Source organism: Binatus soli (SeqCode) (assembly GCF_050015535.1).
GTDB lineage: Bacteria > Desulfobacterota > Binatia > Binatales > Binataceae > Binatus > Binatus soli.
Map to the genome: position 1 here is coordinate 67,731 of NZ_JBEKBF010000017.1, position 15,273 is coordinate 83,003.

Here is a 15,273-nt window from a genome sequence, read left to right on the forward strand (position 1 = left end):
ACCGCGATGCGCGATGGAAATTCGATCGACGCGGTTCCGCGCGATTTGTGGTGGTTCCGCAAGAATGTGCCGTGCCTTGATGCGTGCCCGGTCAAGACCGACGCGGGCCGCTACGTTCAACTGGTCGCCGAAGGACGCCTGGCCGAAGCATATCGCGTCGCGCGATCGCCCAATCCGATCGCGTCCATATGCGGCCGCGCTTGCGGCGCTCCATGCGAGGACGCGTGCCGCCGCGGCAAGATCGACGCGCCCGTGACGATTCGCGCACTCAAGCGTTTTCTCACCGAGCAATTCGGCCCCGAAGCACTCTCAGCCAGGGGAATCCGCGACATGATCGCCGGACCATCCGGCGGCGGCAGCGTCACTCCGGGTCATCTCGATATTCTCGGCGCGCGGCCCGATGCCGCGGCGTCCAGGCGCAAAGTCGCAGTCGTCGGCGCGGGGCCGGCCGGGCTGGCATGCGCACACGATCTGGCCGTGATGGGCTACAGCGTGACCGTATTCGAGGCGATGCCGCATCCGGGCGGGATGCTTCGGTACGGAATTCCCGCCTACCGGCTTCCGCGCGACGTTATCGACTGCCAGGTCGGCGAGATCGAAGCGCTGGGTGTCGAGTTTCGCTACTCGACGCCGCTTCGACCCGGCTTCGGAGTTCAAGAACTGAAAGAGCAGGGTTATGAAGCTATTTTTCTCGCCGTTGGAGCGTCGCGCGGCCGCGCAGTGCCGATCGAGGGCAGCGATGCCGACGGGGTGATCAAGGCGATCGACTACTTGCTCAATATCCATCGCGGCTTCCGCGTTCCGCTGGGCGGCAAGGTTGTCGTGATCGGCGGCGGCCTGGTCGCGATCGATGCGGCCCGAACCGCGGTTCGCACCCTTCTGCCCGGACTCGTCATGTCGCAAGAGGAAGAACAGAGCGTCGCGGTAGGCACGATGCGCGTGGCGCTCGATGCGGCGCGCGAGGCGGCGCGGCGCGGTGCGCTCGAAGTTACGGTCGCCAGTCTTGAGTCCGAGCTCGAGATGCCGGCGATGAAATCTGCGCAGGGTCGCGAGGAACTCGATATCGCGCGCGACGAGGGAGTCACTTTTCTGCCCGGTTGGGGCCCCAAGCGAATCGTCAGCCGCGACGGCCACGCGGTCGGAATCGAATTAGTCAAATGCGTCAGGGTATTCGATGACGCGGGCCGCTTCCGGCCGCAATTTGACGAGAACGATCGCCGTGTCGTTGACGCCGACGGGGTGATCCTCGCCATCGGGCAGGCGCCGGACCTGTCGTTTATCAAGCCCGAAGACGGAGTCACGATCACGCCCGCCGGAACGCTCAAGATCGACCCGGTCACTCTCGAGACTGGCATCGCCGGCGTATTCGCGGGCGGCGATGCGGCCTTTCCACCGTCGCTGCTGATCACCTGTGCACAGCACGGCAAGGTCGCCGCGCGCGGCATCGACGCGTATCTCCGCGGCAAGCCGCTCGGCCAGCCGCGGATGCACGTCACAATCGAGGAGCTGCCGACCGACACCTACGGGATGGTCGAACACTATGACCAAAAGCGGCGCGAGGTTCCACTGGTTCCGCTCTCGCGCCGCACCGGAATCACGGAAGTTGAGTCCGTGTTTACTCCGGGCGATGCGCGCGAGCAGGCGGAGCGATGCCTCTACTGCCATATCCATCCGATCTACGACGGGTCGAAATGCATTCTGTGCAATCGATGCGTGGACATTTGTCCGGAGCACTGCCTGCATTTCGCGCCCTCGGGGGAAATCGCCGATCAAGAGCGGGTTGCCGGCGTGATGACGGATGCGCAGACGCTCAGCGCTTTTCTCTACGACGAGGCCAAATGCATCCGTTGCGGCCTGTGCGCGATCAGGTGCCCGACCTCGGCGATTACCATGGAACGCTTTCAGTTCGAAGAGACGGCCGCCTGATGGACGCGGATCGGCGAAAGATTCTGCGCTTCATCGGCAAAGGGTCGGTGTTGGCCGCGTTCCTCGGCCAGATCGGCGCGGCCGGCAGGGCATTCTTTCCCAACGTGCTCTACGAGCCGCCGAGCCGCTTCAAGCTCAAGCGGCCCAACGATTATCCCAACGGCTACACCCTTGACGCAGCGCACCGGCTCTTTGTGATTCGTCAGAAGGATGCGTTCCACGTGATCTCCGCCATATGCACTCATCTCGGATGCAACGTGCAGTGGAAAGATACCGAGTTCGATTGTCCGTGCCACGGCAGCCGCTTTAATCCCGACGGCACGGTGATTTCGGGCCCTGCACCGCGTCCGCTCGATTGGTTTGCGACGACGGTTTCGCCCGATGGGTTCCTCGAAGTCGATAGCGCAACCGACGTTGCGCGCGACTTCAGGCTGGTCATCGGCGGAAAAGGCAAGGCCTGATCGGTGGGCGACAAGATCAAGGCGTTCTGGCGCAAGATTTCCTGGGCATGGTCCCCTGAAAGCGAGCGCGAATCGTCGGAAGCGATCGTCAAGAACTTCTGGCTCCACTGGTTTCCGGCCAAAGTCGCGCGCGCCAGCATGGACTGGAACTACTCGTTCTGGCTCGGCACCGCGTCGGCAGCACTGCTGCTGATCCTGACCGTCACGGGCGTGATGCTGATGTTTTTCTACGTGCCCTCCACCGAGCGCGCATACGGAAGCATCAAGGACCTGGAGTACGCCGTCAGCTTCGGCCGTCTGCTCAGAAATCAGCATCGATGGGCGGCGGAAGGGATGGTTGCCATCGTGTACATCCACATGGCGCGAGTGTTCTTCACGAGCGCGTACCGCGGCGCCCGGGCGATCAACTGGGTGGTCGGGGTAATTCTCTTCCTCGCGACTTTGCTTCTGTCCTTCACCGGTTACCTGTTGCCGTGGGATCAGCTCGCATTCTGGGCAATCACGGTAGGGACCAGTATCGCGAAGCAGGCGCCGCTGGTCGGGCCGACGATTCAATTCATTCTTCTTGGCGGCCATGAAATTGGGCAGCAGACCTTGCTGCGCTTTTACGTGCTGCACGTTTTCTTCCTGCCGGTCCTCGCGTTGGTGCTGTTCGGCTATCACATGTGGCGGGTGCGCAAGGACGGCGGTCTCGCGGTGATCGAGCGCGTTCGCAATGAGCGCGCAATGGCGCCGAAGGCGACCCCGAAGACCAAAAGTTACTCGCTGTTCGGACTTACGCCGGGCACCTCCGTGCAGGTGATGAGTTCGACCGAACTCGAAGAGTCCGATCAGGTTTTCTCGTCGCCGAATATGTCGCGGCGAATCGCGCTGGTCTTCCTGATCGTGTTCAACATCACGCTGCTGGCCGCGTTGCTGTTCAACGCACCGCTGGAGGGTCTCGCCAATCCATCGGTGACGCCGAATCCCGCGAAAGCGCCGTGGTATTTCGTCTGGCTGCAGGAGTTGGTCGCTTCAACGACTGTTCGCATGGGCGGGTTTACAATCAGCGGCGCGTTGCTGGGCGGAATACTGCTGCCTGGATTTCTCCTCGCCGTGCTGACGCTATGGCCATGGCTCGATCGTTCTCCACTTCGGACCGAAGGGCGATGGCTCGCCCCCGAGCGCAAGCGGCAGAACGCAACCTTCGCCGTCGCGACGCTCGTGATCATCGTGCTGATCATGGTCGGGGTTTACTTGCGCGGCCCCTACTGGCGGATCTACTGGCCCGGCCAGCCGCGTCCAGAGATACCGCAGCTTTACTGAAATGGCGGAAAAGAACGAATCGTTCGAGGTGAAGGACTTCGGCTGGCTGGTCGCGATGTCGATCCTGTTCTTCGCGCTGGTGGTGGTTGGCTTCTGGATTGAGTTCAGCACCGAGTGGGGACCTTATCAGCAGGAGTTTCCCCAACTGCTCGGGCACTACGGTAAAGTCGAAGACGCGCGCGACTTCCGCGCGGGCATCAAACAGATCTGGATACCCAAGATCGGCGTCACCGACCGCTGCATCACATGCCATCTCGGCTACGAATGGTCTTCGGTTCTTCCGGCCACGATCGCCGAGCCGCTGAAACCGCATCCGATGAACGATTGGCTCGTGAAGCATGAATTCTCAAGGTTCGGATGCACGCCATGCCACGGCGGCGACGGATCGGCAACGACTGTCGCGGGGGCTCATCAAGGCGGACGGGGATGGGACGACCCCATGCTCTCGCGCGCACTGGCGGGACAAAACGGGCTCACGATGAACGAGATGATTCAGATGCGATGCAACTTTTGCCATCGCCATGATGCCGCCACGCCCGCGATGGAGGAGATCAATCTCGCCAAGCAGCTGGTCAAAAAGAAAAAGTGCATGGTCTGCCATGTCGTAGAAGGGAGCGGCGGCACCACCGGACCCGAGCTGACCTACGAGGGAGACCGAAACCCCGAGTTGCTGAACTTCGCGCACGTGCGCGGCGAACGCACGATGTTCAATTGGAACGTGCAGCATCTGACGCAGGCGAGCGTAGTTTCGCCGCACACGCAGATGCCCGATTTCAACATGAAGCCCGAGGAATCGAGAGCGCTGACGCTCCTGCTGTTGAGCTGGCGGCGGCTTCCGTATCCCCCGGAATACATCCCGGATCCCGAGGTGGCCGCAGCGGCGATGCAACCGTCGCCTACATCAACCGCGACTCCGACTCCGACCGCGACGCCTATCGCGCGTTGAGCATACCGAGTTAAATATTCCTGGGTGAATCGATGAAGCTAAAAGCGTTGTGGTCGATGTTTGCGCTAGGCGTCGTGCTGTCCGTCTCTCAGCCCGCGCTATCTGCGGGCAATGACGTGAGCGACGGGCACCGCTATTTCATTCGTTACTGCGCGTCATGTCATGGTCTGGACGGTCTCGGAGACGGTCCGGTGGCGAAGAGCCTGTCCACGCCGCCGACAAGTCTCCGCAAGCTCAGCGACAAATATGGCATACCACTGCCGGCGCATCGCATCGCCGAACTGATAGACGGTCGAGATACACCCAGAGCGCATGGGACTCACGAGATGCCGGTATGGGGAGAGCGCCTTTACGAGCTTGGTCAGGGTGAAAGAGGCGAATACGGGATCGGGGAGGTGATCGGCAAAATAATCGCCTACCTCAACACGATTCAGGATCGCCGAATGGCGGTACGATAACGCTGCGCACGCGCCTTGACGCCTTCGTGGCGCTTGCAGCGCCAAATCGAAAGAGGAGCGAGCGATGAAACGTGGAAAGGGCATGATTCGGAGTCTTGACCGGCGCGGCACGCGCGCCAACCAGAAGCCGCCGGTCGCGCTCAAAACACCGGAGCCATTCGACCCGACTGTGTGCCAGCGATGCGGCGCAGTGTATTCGCTAGAGACCTGGCGTCGGAATCACCCCCTTACAGGCAGGCTGCTCGAGCGTGCGCAATGGGGAACCTGCCCAGGATGCACGCAGGCCGTGGGCGGCGAGTATCACGGCCGAGTGATCGCGCGAGGCGCAGCAGTGGCCGCCAAGCTCGACGCCATCCGCAAAAGAATCCACAACGTCGCCGAGCGGGCGGGTTTCACGCAGCCGGAGCGGCAGATCGTTTCCATCGAATGGGATGGCGCCACATTGGAGATTCTGACGACCTCGCAAAAGCTTGCGCATCGAATCGCGCACGAACTCGCAAAGGCGTTTGGCGGGCGCGCGAAGTACGAATGGAGCCGCGGCGACGGGGGCGAGGCGGGATTGCTCGCGACCTGGCAGTCCGAGGCCAAGCGCAAATGATGCTGCTGCCGATCCTCGTTTCCGAAGGCTGCGGTCTCAATTGGCGTCTGAGTTGCGATGTTCGCAGGGCATACGATGCAGCAGGTGATCGAGGGCATCGTCGATTTCGGCGGCAAGGTATTCGCGCTCCCGGGTGGTGTCGATGCGCACGTGGTTTTGCGGCGGAATCTCGCGAAGCGGCTCGAACTCGGCGCGCTGCCGCTCGTACACCTCCGGTGTAGCGTCTGACACTTCACCGGGTATCGATCCGCGCCGCTCCAGCCGGCGTATCGCCTCGTCTTCGCTGACCACGCATTCGACGAAGAGCACCGGCACGCCGCGCCGTGCCGCTATCGCCAGCGCGAGCTGCCGATCGGCAGACGCCTTGAACGTCGCGTCAAGAATTGCTCCGCGGCCGTCGCTCAGGAGGCTCTCCGCTTCGCCGAGCATCGCGTCATAGGTGATTCTCGTAAATCGATCGGAATATATGTCCGTTCCGTAATCCGTGCGGACGTGCTCGTGCGCGGAGACCGCTGCCAGACGCTTGCGGACGCGGTCCGAGTTGATGATTTTGAAGCCTTTGCGGTGCTGAAGCATGCGGGCGACGGTCGATTTGCCCGTGCCCGAAAGCCCGCACACTACGATCAGAGCCGGCGATGCGCCACGCGCATAGCGCCATGCAAGCTCGAAGTAACTACGCGCGAGCCGGCGGGCGCGCTCGCTCTCCGCGGCGCCAACCTCGCGCTCGAGGCTTCTCAGGCTCTCGACCTTGCCGCGCACGCATGCGCGATAGCATTTGTAGAACGGGACGAACACCGCAAGCTCTTCGTCGCCGGTGATCTCGGCGTAGGCCTCGACTAACTCCTCGGCGAGCCGGGGCGCGCCGAGCCGTTCGAGGTCCATCGCCAGGAATGCGATCTCCGAAGCGACGTCGCCGTAGCGCAGCCGCTCGCTGAACTCGACGCAATCGATCACATCAATTTCGCTTCCGTCGCCCGCAATGCAGATGTGTTCGGCGCGCAAGTCGCCGTGGCCTTCGCGGACGCGGCCCTCGTGCGCCCGCTCGTTCAATGGCCGCCAATGAGCCGTGATAAAGGCGCGGCAGAAGGCGTCAATCGCCGTGAATTGGTCTTGGCGAAGCGTGTGACCGATAAAACCCTCGTTCTGCGCGATGTCCTCGATCACGCCGCGCCAGATTGCCGCGGCTGAACCGTAGGTCCATCCACGATTCGACGGCACGCTCGCGTGGAAATCCGCAATACGCGTCGCAATAGCGCGGATCGTGGCGCTGTCCACCCGGCCAGCGGCGAGGAGCCGATCGAGCATTCGGTCTTCGGGCAGCCGGCGCATCTTGACCGCGTACTCGACGGCTTCGGGATGCTCCACACGAACCTCGGGTCCGAGGACGAAGGAGTCCGCACGCTTAAGAATCGCGAACACGCCGAGGTACACGCGCGGCGAAAGACGCGCATTCAGACGCACCTCCTCGGTGCAGTAGTGGAACCGACGCGCGAGCTTGGAACAGTCTAGAAATGCAAAATGAACCGGCTTTTTGACCTTGAAAACCGTCTCTCCGGCGACAAAGACGTAAGATATGTGTGTCTGCTTGAGTTCGACACGAGCGGGCGAATCCGGGTAGAAGCCCGGCCGCATCATTGCCTCGACCAGCGTCGAGACGCCGCCGGTTGGATGTCCGTCAGGCCTTGGCGTCCCGCATGTTTCCATCATTTCACCCGGGTCCGCGCATCGCTCCTGACTAGTCGCCGTGCTCAGACTCGTGTGGTCAGCGCCTCAAGCACGTCGTCGGTGGTTATCACGCCGACGAGCTTACCATCTCCCAGCACTGGCAGCCCTCCGATCTTCCGCTCGCGCAGCAAGCGCGCGGCCTCTTGAATATCGGACGACGGCGTTACAGTTATCAGCGCTTCGCTCATCGCCTTGCAGGCTTCGATTTGATCCAGGGAGCCCGTGTGCTGGCGGATGTCACGGTCGGTCACAATGCCGACCGGGGCGCCTGCGTCATTCAGGATCGGCACGCATCGAAAACCTCCCGCGTGCATCTTTGCCGCGATGGAGGCGAGCTTCTCGTGCGGAGTCGCGGTGACCGGATTTTTCGTCATCCAAGTGCCGACCAGTCCGTTTTGCGCCGGAGTGCAGCGCACGGTCAGGACAGGGCAGGTGGATTCGCGCAAGACGACTTCGGCGATGCTGCCAAGGAAAAAGCGCTTGAAGCCTCGCCGCCCATGCGTGGCCATAACGATCACGTCGGCGCTCATCTTCTTTTCGGCGTTTAAGATGGCGCCGGCCGGCTCGCCCGTATGGGTCAGGAGTTCGTACTTGAGGCCGGCCAGCCGCTTGTGTGCGATCTCGAGCAGCTTGTCGCGAGCAGTCTCTTCCTGCCCCTTGTAGAGATCAACATAGACCGGCATTCCCGTCGGCGCGATGATCATCGGAACCACGTGCAAGACAAATACAGTGCCGTTGTTCTCGCGGGCGAAATTCGCGGCAGTATCGAGCGCTTGCATCGAGTTATCGTCGAAATCCACCGGGCAAAGAATCCTGCGGAATGGATATGCCATAAGAATGCGCTCCTCCGTGGTCAGCCGCACTCATATACTAGCACAATGCCGTACCATCGTCCGGGTTTTGTTTTTTGCGGCTCGCAACTAGCGATTCGATTGCTTGTCGCGTTGACCTGTGTCCGATCGCAGCACTCAAAAAATTTCAATGCCGCTTCCTGCACGATCGTGAAGGTGTATCGGATCGCGACATCTCGCAAATGTCGATGCGGCTGACGTGCAGGTGAGACAGGGTGCAGCTCACAAAAGCCTTCATCTTCATCACGGCCCGCGAGCATCGATGCTTAACCGCCGATGGCAAGCGAATTGCAGTCTCACCAACTGACTGCCTTGGAGGACAACCATGCAGATTGTCAACCTGATGACCTCGGACCCCATCGTAATCAACCCTGATGACACACTGGCGAACGCAAAGGCAGTTATGGACGACGGCCGGTTCAGGCGTTTGCCGGTGGTGGAGGACGGGCGGCTGGTCGGGATCCTCACCGAGCGCGACATACGCGAGCACATGGGCTATCTGGGATCCACGCGTGTGAATGCGGCGATGCGCACCGGGCTCATCACCGTCACGCCGTATAACACGGTGGAAGACGCGGCCCGCCTGATGCTGAAGCACAAGATCGGTGGACTGCCGATTGTCGCCGACAACGGCAAGCTGGTCGGCATCGTCACCACGACCGATTTGCTAAGGGCGTTCTTACTGGTCGTTGCCGGAGCCAGCCAGATCATGAACGGCTAAGGGCAGGTTCGAGGTGCTGACCACGTCGCAAAAGCTCGCGCATCGTATCGCCCGCGAACTGCAGAAAGCTTTCGGCGGACGCGCGCGTTACACGTGGTCTGACCAGGACGGCGCCCTCACGGCCATCTGGCAGGGTGAAACGCGTCGGCCGCGCGCCTGATCATTCGATTCCGTACTTCACGATCTTGGCGTAGAGCTTCTTACGAGAGATCTTCAGCAGCTTGGCAGCCTGCACCTTGTTGCCTTCAGTCGCCTCAAGCGCGCGGCGGATAAGGGCGTGCTCGGCATCGGCGAAACTGCCAACCGGGTTTTTCCTGGCGATGGGCACGCGTTCGGCGGCGCGCGCACCGGCGATCGATGCCGGCAGGTCCTGCAATCGGATCACGGGCGAGCGGCTGAAGGTGAATGCGGTCTCAATCGCGTTGGCAAGTTCGCGCACGTTGCCCGGCCACGGATACCGTCGCATGGCCTCGATCGCTTCGTCCTCGGCCCCCGTGACGGGAACTCCCCGCATCTGCCTTGCGTTGAAGAGCTCAATGAAATGCTCGACCAGCAGCGCAACATCCTCAAGGCGCTCTCGGAGCGGCGGTATGTGAATGACGCCCGCCTGAAGACGGTAGTAGAGGTCGTCTCGAAGGCGCCCCACCTTCACCTCCTCCTGGGGATCGCGGTTGGTCGAGGCGATCAGGCGTACGTCCACTGCAACCTCTCTGGTCGAGCCTACAGGACGCACCGCGCGCTCCTGAATAGCGCGCAGCAGCTTGCTCTGCGTGTCGGTACTCATCTCCGTGACTTCGTCCAGGAACAGAGTTCCGCCGTCAGCTGCGCGGAACAGCCCCAGATACTCGGCGTTCGCTCCGCTGAACGCACCGCGCTTGTATCCAAACAGCTCGCTTTCGATCAGGTCCTTGGGTATAGCCGCGCAGTTGAGCGCGACGAACGGCGCCCCCGGCTGCGGGCCGCATTCATGAATGGCGTGCGCTACCAGCTCCTTGCCCGTGCCGCTCTCGCCGACGATTAAAATCGTGCCGCGCGTGACGCCAGCAGCTTCCACCCGGTCGTACAGCTGCCGCATCGTCGCACTGGCACCGACCATCCCGTGGAACCGGCTGCGAGAATGATACGGAAGCGCCTCGGCCTCGCGTTCGAGCGCCAGGATTCGCGCTCCGGAGACGGCGGTCTTCGACCGGAAGTAGGTATCTGCAAGCACCACGATTCGGATATGACTCAGCTTGTCGAACGACTGGTACGTCCGCGGCATTAGTGGCGGGGACGACGGAAACACGGTGGCCGCGCTCTCCTCGAAAAGGTGAATCGAGACGATTAGCTCCGAGAATGGCACGCCCCGTTCGGCGAGCTGTTCCCCGATTCGTGCAACGTCGGCGGCGAAGGCGTCCATGTCTTTGTCGAGTAGATCCTTCATCGTGGCGTCGAGTTCGCTGCCGAAGATCTCCATGAATTCCGTCTTCGTCAGCGCGCGGCTGTCGGCAAAGTGCAGCATGTAGAGCTGGTACCAGTGTTCCAGCACGCGGTTGCGATTTTTCTCGATGGACTCCAGCAGCGGACGGAGCTCGTCGAGTTCCGTGTCCCACAGCAAGTGAAAATAACGTGGCCCCCCGCTGGGCAGAGGGGCCGGAGGCGGTGGGTTGGTGTTTGTCTTCATTCGTTGGCTTTCCGGGTGAACTGGCTCCAAAGGCGTCAAACCGGTCAAAAACTGCGTTCAACGGGGACGAATCTTTTTAACATATGTCCCTCCAAAAACCAAAATCGTCGGATTTCAGCGGAGTTTTGCCCGAGCAATGGCGCTGGCATGCTTCAAGCAAGAGCTGGGATAGCAGGTTGCTAGCGTGGGACATCAATGCTCCGGCGGCACAACCAACTGAAACTCGAATCAGCCTCCTCGCAGGGCAAGGTAAGCCGCAAGTCTGCGCACCGGGTTACGCTTGCATCGCCGGCGGACCCGGCAGGAACCGCGGTCGAAAGGCGTTGGGCGGCAGCGGTTTTTTCGCGCGACGAATCGGTCGTGAAGACGATCGCCGAGGGCATGAGCGATTCCTGGGTCATGGAGAAATTTACCGATCCGCATGAGGGGCACGCGTTTCTGCTGAAGCCGGATGCCAGGATAGTTGTAATCGACGACGAGGCTATCGATGAATCGACGTGCGGCTGGCTTCTTGGCCAAGTGCGAAAACACGCCCCCCGCGCACTCGTAGCCTACATCGCCGCGGTTCACAGTCCCGAGACCGAACGGCGCGCGCGTGCATATAACGTCCAGTATTACACCTCGAAACCGATGGATCGAGAACGCACGCTCAGGGTTTTGCATTCGTTCGAGAACGCGGCTCATTAGGCCGCCAAATAACTGTTTTGCTTGGCGCTGCGGGCGAAGCCACTAACGGATAAGCGCTCGCGTGTTGCGTCACCTCTGCTGGAGGCTCTCGACGTATCGCGCCATCGATTCGATTCTTTTCTTCACCTCGGCATCGCTTTCGGCCGTGAACTCCTTGCCCGGTTTCTGAAGGGTCGTCCCCCAAAAAGGCATCTGGAGTCGCGCGTGCGACGGTATATTCTTGCGGCCGTCGATCGAGTCCACGACCTCATCGAAGGGAAATTTTCCGCCATTTTTCTTTGCCATCTGAGTGAGATCGTTCGGTGGCGGGTTCATCGGAATGGTCAAGCGTGAGGGGCCGTCACCCTTACCGCCAAGCCCATGGCACTCAGCGCAGTAATTTTGATAATCCTGTATTCCGGACTGCGCTGCGGCGGTCCGGGCAGTAGCCGCGAGCACCAGGATCAGCAACAGGAACGCGGTCGACGTCTGCGCCGTTGCGGTGAGTACGCTGCTTAGGAGCGCAATCGCGACGCGATCATCTGCGCCTATCATTGTGCGGGGGGTCCTTTCAGTGTTCATTTGAAATCGCCTTTATACCCAGCTCATTAGGCACTCTTTGCGTCTTTTCAGCAACCATCAACCGGCCGGCGTTTAGAACTCACGAGTCTTGATTTCCCCGCCAAGCTTTTTTTGAGGCTCCATTCATTTGCTCTGCTAACCGCCGCATTACTACGGGCGCACGGGAGAGGCGCCCGACGAATCATGACGCCAACGGCACCACCGGGTGGCGCGATCGGCTGCATGATTCGATCTATCTCTGCCACGACCGATTCTGTGGAAAGAGGGAAAGAGTCTCAATATTTTCGCCACAAGATGTGCTACGAGCGCGAAACATCCCGTTGAGGCAAGAAGGCTGCCTGACACAAGTCGGCAGCGAGGAGCAAAAGCCGCGAAAAATCTTTTGTTTATGAGAGGAAGAATGGTGGATGATCCAGTCCGATGTGTACTGCTCTCCGCGTCAAATTCCCTGATCATCAGGGAAAATACAGGGAATTATCGCGATTTCGGCTGCCTTGGAGTCGAATTGAGACCAAATAAGTCTTGTCTTCTCTCGGGTTTTTGACGAAATTCCCTACTCAACCGAACAGGGAATTATTTTGGAGGAACAGAGAATTTTTTCGACGTAACAGGGAATTTTCAGGGCGAAGCAGGGAAATTCATCTGGCGGGCGGCGCGGCGCGAAACTCCCGTGTTTTCGGCGTGGATGGAGTTTTGAGGAGGCACCGGTCGAGGCCGGGGTGTCGCCGGGCAAGATGGATCGCTAGACTTTTCGAGACCTTGGGAGTTTTCAGTTGATGGGACAGGGGCATCACCAAGACCGCGGTCGCGCGCGACTCAGGAAGTTACTTTCCGCGTGGACCAGGTTTTGAGAAGGCTCAGGTGGTATAAGGTTGGGAAAGTCGGCGCGGGCCGGGCGATGGCGTCAGCAATGAGGTGAGCTATGGCTACCAGAATCCGACCAGAAGAAAAGCGCGCGAGTCCGCTGATGGAAGGCGCCGAGGCTCCGGTAAGGGCCGAGGGCTTCAACCATCTGCACATCAATGTGCGCGACCTCGCCCGCTCGATACGTTTCTATGGGGAGGCATTCGGGCTGAAAGTCGGTTTCAGCGCGGGCAAAGGCCTGATCTTCATGGTGCCGGAAGCAAGAGGGCACTCACTGGCATTGCACCAGGTTGGGCCGGATGAACCGGTCGGCATGGCGGGCGGATTCCAGCACTTTGGATTCAAGCTGGACGTCAAAGATCACGACCGGGTGATCAAGCAGGTCGAAAAGGCGGGCGGCAAGCTGGTCTCGCGCGGCAAGCACGGCGGGCAATTCCCGTACGCATACGTCGCCGATCCCGACGGCTACGTAATCGAGCTATAGCGGACGGATCAAATACGAGGGCGGCAACGCGTTCGCATTGTGCGCCGATGCTTCGAAGTCCGCCGGCGCCAGCGCGATGGTCGATGAGACGATCAGACGCTTCGGCGTGCCGAACATCGTCTACATCGATTCAGGTCGGCCGAAGGCGCACTGTCTTTTTCGCAGGCCCAAGGGAGGTCCGTTCATGAGCGGGTTTTTCGGAGAAATGCGACAGATCGCGTTCGTCGTGCGCGACCTCGAAAAAGCGCTCGACTATTGGACGCGCACGCTCGGCGTCGGCCCCTTCTTCATGATGCGCGATGTTACGCCGGACAACTATCGCTATCGCGGCAGGCCTGCCCCGCCGCCGCGAATCTCTCTCGCGTTAGGTTTCTCGGGCGAGTTCCAGATGGAGATCATCCAGCAGCTCGACGACAACCCAAGCGCCTATCGCGATTACCTTGCCGCCGGTCATGAAGGCTTCCAGCACGTCTCCTCATGGATGACGCGCGCGGAATACGATCGCGTGTGTGGCGAATTGCTGATTCTGGGAAAATCAGTAATTCGCCACACACACGCTCCGGCGCATATGGCCTGATCTTCAACCGCGATTGCCGGCGATTCACTCCGCGACGACGCGGAATACGGGATAGCGCGCCGCCACCTTCTCGAACTCCGCCAGCGGTGCGTCAGGATTTACGTCGAAGTGCGGGCGGCCGCCTGGAGCCCGTTGAAGATAGGCCTTGAGGATCGGCGGACGCCGCGACGCCGGCACCTCCTCCAGCCTCACCCTTTCCGTTCTCCGATGGCGGAGCACGGCGGCGCCCGCGCTAGCGCGCACGTTGCGCACCCAGTCGGCGTTCTCGCCCAGCATCGACACCAGGTATCGTTCCGTGCCGACCTGAGCCACGACCAGCTGGACCAAGCAGACCCTGCCGCTTCGCCGCCCCCTCGTTTCCAGGGCGACCATCAGTGTCGGCAAAACTCCGAGCGCGGATAGCCGCGCCTGTCCAGAGTTGAGACGTCTCGAGAGCGCGTTCGGCCTGCCGCCGGGATAGAAGAGCGCCCTGTACCACGAGTGCGGCAAGGTCCACGGCAGGGTGAAAAAAACGACCGCTGCGCCGAGGACGATCGCCACCGCCAGAAGATACGGACTCATTGCTTGCCCAGCATCTTATTTAAAGTTAGCCACCCGCGTACAGCATGGCTCAAACGACGCCAGTACCTGTCTGTGTCGAATTACTGATTTTCCCAGAGTCAGCAATTCGCCACACACTGGTCAGGAGTTTTGCGACTCGCCGTTCTCCTCAATAAAAACTCCAAACGTGGTAATAGATCTGGATTTTTCGCCGCTATTAGAAGGCCAAGGCTTCCCTGCTGTTCGAAGAAAATTCCCTGTTCCCCTGAAATAATTCCCTGACGTTACCGGAGAGGCTGGCGAGATCGCAATTCGCCGATTGTCGCTGCGCCGAAGACTCTGACCCAGCCCGGGTTTAGGGGCCGGATGAACGGCGCGCGAAATCGCACAGCGTTCCGCTGCACCACAGATCTACGGACTTCACGACCTGGGCTGCATTAGGGCCCGTTCGGCCCGGGACTCGGCAATCGCCTGCTCGAACATCGCGTCGGTGACTTGGGTGAGGGCCGCGGCCGAGTCCTTAAGCTCCGTATGCTCGACGGCGCGCGAAAGGGTCTCCGCCGGGGTGGCTCCGCGACGCTGGCCCATGAAGGGCTTGAGAATCAGGTAAACCACGTCGCGCATCGGCATGAAGCGCGTGAAGCGGCGCAGCAGCCGAACGGTCTGCAGCGGATAATGAAGCAGCTTGTAAAGGAATATTCTGCGGAAACCCGCGCTGCGCTCGCGGTTGATCACCTCGCCCGGCAGGCAGGTCCGATCGATCTCGGAGCACTTGAAATACTTGAACCAGTCTCGGGCCTCGTCGACCAGGTTGCGGCGGATATATTCCTGCCACAACGGGGTGCCGCGATAGACGCATAGGCGGTTGAAGTTGAACGTGTCGAGCGGAAGTCTTGAGGCAAAATC

General features: G+C 60.8%; 15 protein-coding genes and 1 pseudogene. 10 read left to right on the top strand and 6 right to left on the bottom strand.

Going from position 1 to position 15,273, the window contains the following annotated elements:
* Positions 1-6: 6 nt before the first annotated feature.
* The 6 genes from ABR989_RS13995 (at position 7) to ABR989_RS14020 (ending at position 5,694) form a co-directional block, all read left to right on the top strand.
* On the top strand, positions 7-1,926 hold the full coding sequence (locus ABR989_RS13995) for an FAD-dependent oxidoreductase (protein ID WP_428129670.1): 1,920 nt from the start codon (positions 7-9) through the stop codon (positions 1,924-1,926).
* Positions 1,926-2,387 carry a QcrA and Rieske domain-containing protein gene (locus ABR989_RS14000; protein ID WP_428129673.1) on the top strand — a complete coding sequence of 154 codons (462 nt, stop codon included), beginning with the start codon at positions 1,926-1,928 and terminating at the stop codon, positions 2,385-2,387. The genes ABR989_RS13995 and ABR989_RS14000 overlap by 1 nt, the downstream gene beginning before the upstream one ends.
* A 3-nt stretch (positions 2,388-2,390) precedes the next feature.
* The gene (locus ABR989_RS14005; protein WP_428129675.1) at positions 2,391-3,692 is read left to right on the top strand and encodes a cytochrome b; all 1,302 of its coding nucleotides are present in this window, start codon (positions 2,391-2,393) and stop codon (positions 3,690-3,692) included.
* A gap of 1 nt (position 3,693) precedes the next feature.
* Positions 3,694-4,638: a c-type cytochrome gene (locus ABR989_RS14010; RefSeq protein WP_428129677.1), complete on the top strand. Its 945-nt coding sequence runs from the start codon at positions 3,694-3,696 to the stop codon at positions 4,636-4,638.
* A 32-nt stretch (positions 4,639-4,670) separates the two neighbouring features.
* Positions 4,671-5,096, top strand: coding sequence for a c-type cytochrome (locus tag ABR989_RS14015; RefSeq protein ID WP_428129679.1), 426 nt, complete (start codon positions 4,671-4,673; stop codon positions 5,094-5,096).
* 64 nt (positions 5,097-5,160) lie between these two features.
* A complete protein-coding gene (locus ABR989_RS14020; RefSeq protein ID WP_428129681.1) occupies positions 5,161-5,694 on the top strand; it encodes a hypothetical protein in 534 nt (177 codons plus the stop codon).
* A gap of 36 nt (positions 5,695-5,730) precedes the next feature.
* On the opposite strand, the gene ABR989_RS14025 is transcribed toward ABR989_RS14020, so the two are convergent.
* Both ABR989_RS14025 and ABR989_RS14030 read right to left on the bottom strand, forming a co-directional pair.
* On the bottom strand, positions 5,731-7,398 hold the full coding sequence (locus ABR989_RS14025; RefSeq protein WP_428129684.1) for a bifunctional aminoglycoside phosphotransferase/ATP-binding protein: 1,668 nt from the start codon (positions 7,396-7,398) through the stop codon (positions 5,731-5,733).
* 44 nt (positions 7,399-7,442) lie between these two features.
* The gene (locus ABR989_RS14030; protein WP_428129686.1) at positions 7,443-8,252 is read right to left on the bottom strand and encodes a universal stress protein; all 810 of its coding nucleotides are present in this window, start codon (positions 8,250-8,252) and stop codon (positions 7,443-7,445) included.
* 343 nt (positions 8,253-8,595) lie between these two features.
* On the opposite strand from ABR989_RS14030, the gene ABR989_RS14035 reads away from it, so the two are divergent.
* Entirely contained in the window at positions 8,596-8,991 is a 396-nt protein-coding gene (locus ABR989_RS14035) for a CBS domain-containing protein (protein ID WP_428129688.1), read from the top strand.
* A gap of 160 nt (positions 8,992-9,151) precedes the next feature.
* On the opposite strand, the gene ABR989_RS14040 is transcribed toward ABR989_RS14035, so the two are convergent.
* On the bottom strand, positions 9,152-10,654 hold the full coding sequence (locus ABR989_RS14040) for a sigma-54 interaction domain-containing protein (RefSeq protein WP_428129691.1): 1,503 nt from the start codon (positions 10,652-10,654) through the stop codon (positions 9,152-9,154).
* A gap of 360 nt (positions 10,655-11,014) precedes the next feature.
* Between ABR989_RS14040 and ABR989_RS14045 the strand changes: the two genes are divergently transcribed.
* The gene (locus ABR989_RS14045; protein ID WP_428129692.1) at positions 11,015-11,341 is read left to right on the top strand and encodes a response regulator; all 327 of its coding nucleotides are present in this window, start codon (positions 11,015-11,017) and stop codon (positions 11,339-11,341) included.
* Between the two features lie 69 nt (positions 11,342-11,410).
* Here ABR989_RS14045 and ABR989_RS14050 read toward each other — a convergent pair whose 3' ends face one another.
* Positions 11,411-11,875, bottom strand: a complete 465-nt coding sequence (locus ABR989_RS14050; RefSeq protein ID WP_428129694.1) for a c-type cytochrome — start codon at positions 11,873-11,875, stop codon at positions 11,411-11,413.
* A 949-nt stretch (positions 11,876-12,824) separates the two neighbouring features.
* Between ABR989_RS14050 and ABR989_RS14055 the strand changes: the two genes are divergently transcribed.
* Together ABR989_RS14055 and ABR989_RS14060 are read left to right on the top strand one after the other, a co-directional pair.
* Complete coding sequence (locus tag ABR989_RS14055) at positions 12,825-13,250, top strand: VOC family protein (protein ID WP_428129696.1); 426 nt, start codon at positions 12,825-12,827, stop codon at positions 13,248-13,250.
* Between the two features lie 184 nt (positions 13,251-13,434).
* On the top strand, positions 13,435-13,827 hold the full coding sequence (locus tag ABR989_RS14060) for a VOC family protein (protein WP_428129698.1): 393 nt from the start codon (positions 13,435-13,437) through the stop codon (positions 13,825-13,827).
* A gap of 24 nt (positions 13,828-13,851) precedes the next feature.
* Here ABR989_RS14060 and ABR989_RS14065 read toward each other — a convergent pair whose 3' ends face one another.
* The gene (locus ABR989_RS14065) at positions 13,852-14,388 is read right to left on the bottom strand and encodes a nitroreductase/quinone reductase family protein (protein ID WP_428129700.1); all 537 of its coding nucleotides are present in this window, start codon (positions 14,386-14,388) and stop codon (positions 13,852-13,854) included.
* Positions 14,389-14,787: 399 nt separating this feature from the next.
* A pseudogene (locus ABR989_RS14070) lies at positions 14,788-15,273 on the bottom strand (B12-binding domain-containing radical SAM protein); the annotation flags it as partial.

Excerpts from the sequence above, each read along its gene's own strand:
- ABR989_RS14065 (WP_428129700.1), bottom strand. The coding sequence starts at position 14,388 with ATGAGTCCGTATCTTCTGGCGGTGGCGATCGTCCTCGGCGCAGCGGTC.
- ABR989_RS14055 (WP_428129696.1), top strand. The coding sequence starts at position 12,825 with ATGGCTACCAGAATCCGACCAGAAGAAAAGCGCGCGAGTCCGCTGATG.
- ABR989_RS14030 (WP_428129686.1), bottom strand. The coding sequence starts at position 8,252 with ATGGCATATCCATTCCGCAGGATTCTTTGCCCGGTGGATTTCGACGAT.
- ABR989_RS14010 (WP_428129677.1), top strand. The coding sequence starts at position 3,694 with ATGGCGGAAAAGAACGAATCGTTCGAGGTGAAGGACTTCGGCTGGCTG.
- ABR989_RS14025 (WP_428129684.1), bottom strand. The coding sequence starts at position 7,398 with ATGGAAACATGCGGGACGCCAAGGCCTGACGGACATCCAACCGGCGGC.
- ABR989_RS14040 (WP_428129691.1), bottom strand. The coding sequence starts at position 10,654 with ATGAAGACAAACACCAACCCACCGCCTCCGGCCCCTCTGCCCAGCGGG.
- ABR989_RS14015 (WP_428129679.1), top strand. The coding sequence starts at position 4,671 with ATGAAGCTAAAAGCGTTGTGGTCGATGTTTGCGCTAGGCGTCGTGCTG.
- ABR989_RS14020 (WP_428129681.1), top strand. The coding sequence starts at position 5,161 with ATGAAACGTGGAAAGGGCATGATTCGGAGTCTTGACCGGCGCGGCACG.
- ABR989_RS14035 (WP_428129688.1), top strand. The coding sequence starts at position 8,596 with ATGCAGATTGTCAACCTGATGACCTCGGACCCCATCGTAATCAACCCT.
- ABR989_RS14050 (WP_428129694.1), bottom strand. The coding sequence starts at position 11,875 with ATGATAGGCGCAGATGATCGCGTCGCGATTGCGCTCCTAAGCAGCGTA.
- ABR989_RS14000 (WP_428129673.1), top strand. The coding sequence starts at position 1,926 with ATGGACGCGGATCGGCGAAAGATTCTGCGCTTCATCGGCAAAGGGTCG.
- ABR989_RS13995 (WP_428129670.1), top strand. The coding sequence starts at position 7 with ATGCGCGATGGAAATTCGATCGACGCGGTTCCGCGCGATTTGTGGTGG.
- ABR989_RS14060 (WP_428129698.1), top strand. The coding sequence starts at position 13,435 with ATGAGCGGGTTTTTCGGAGAAATGCGACAGATCGCGTTCGTCGTGCGC.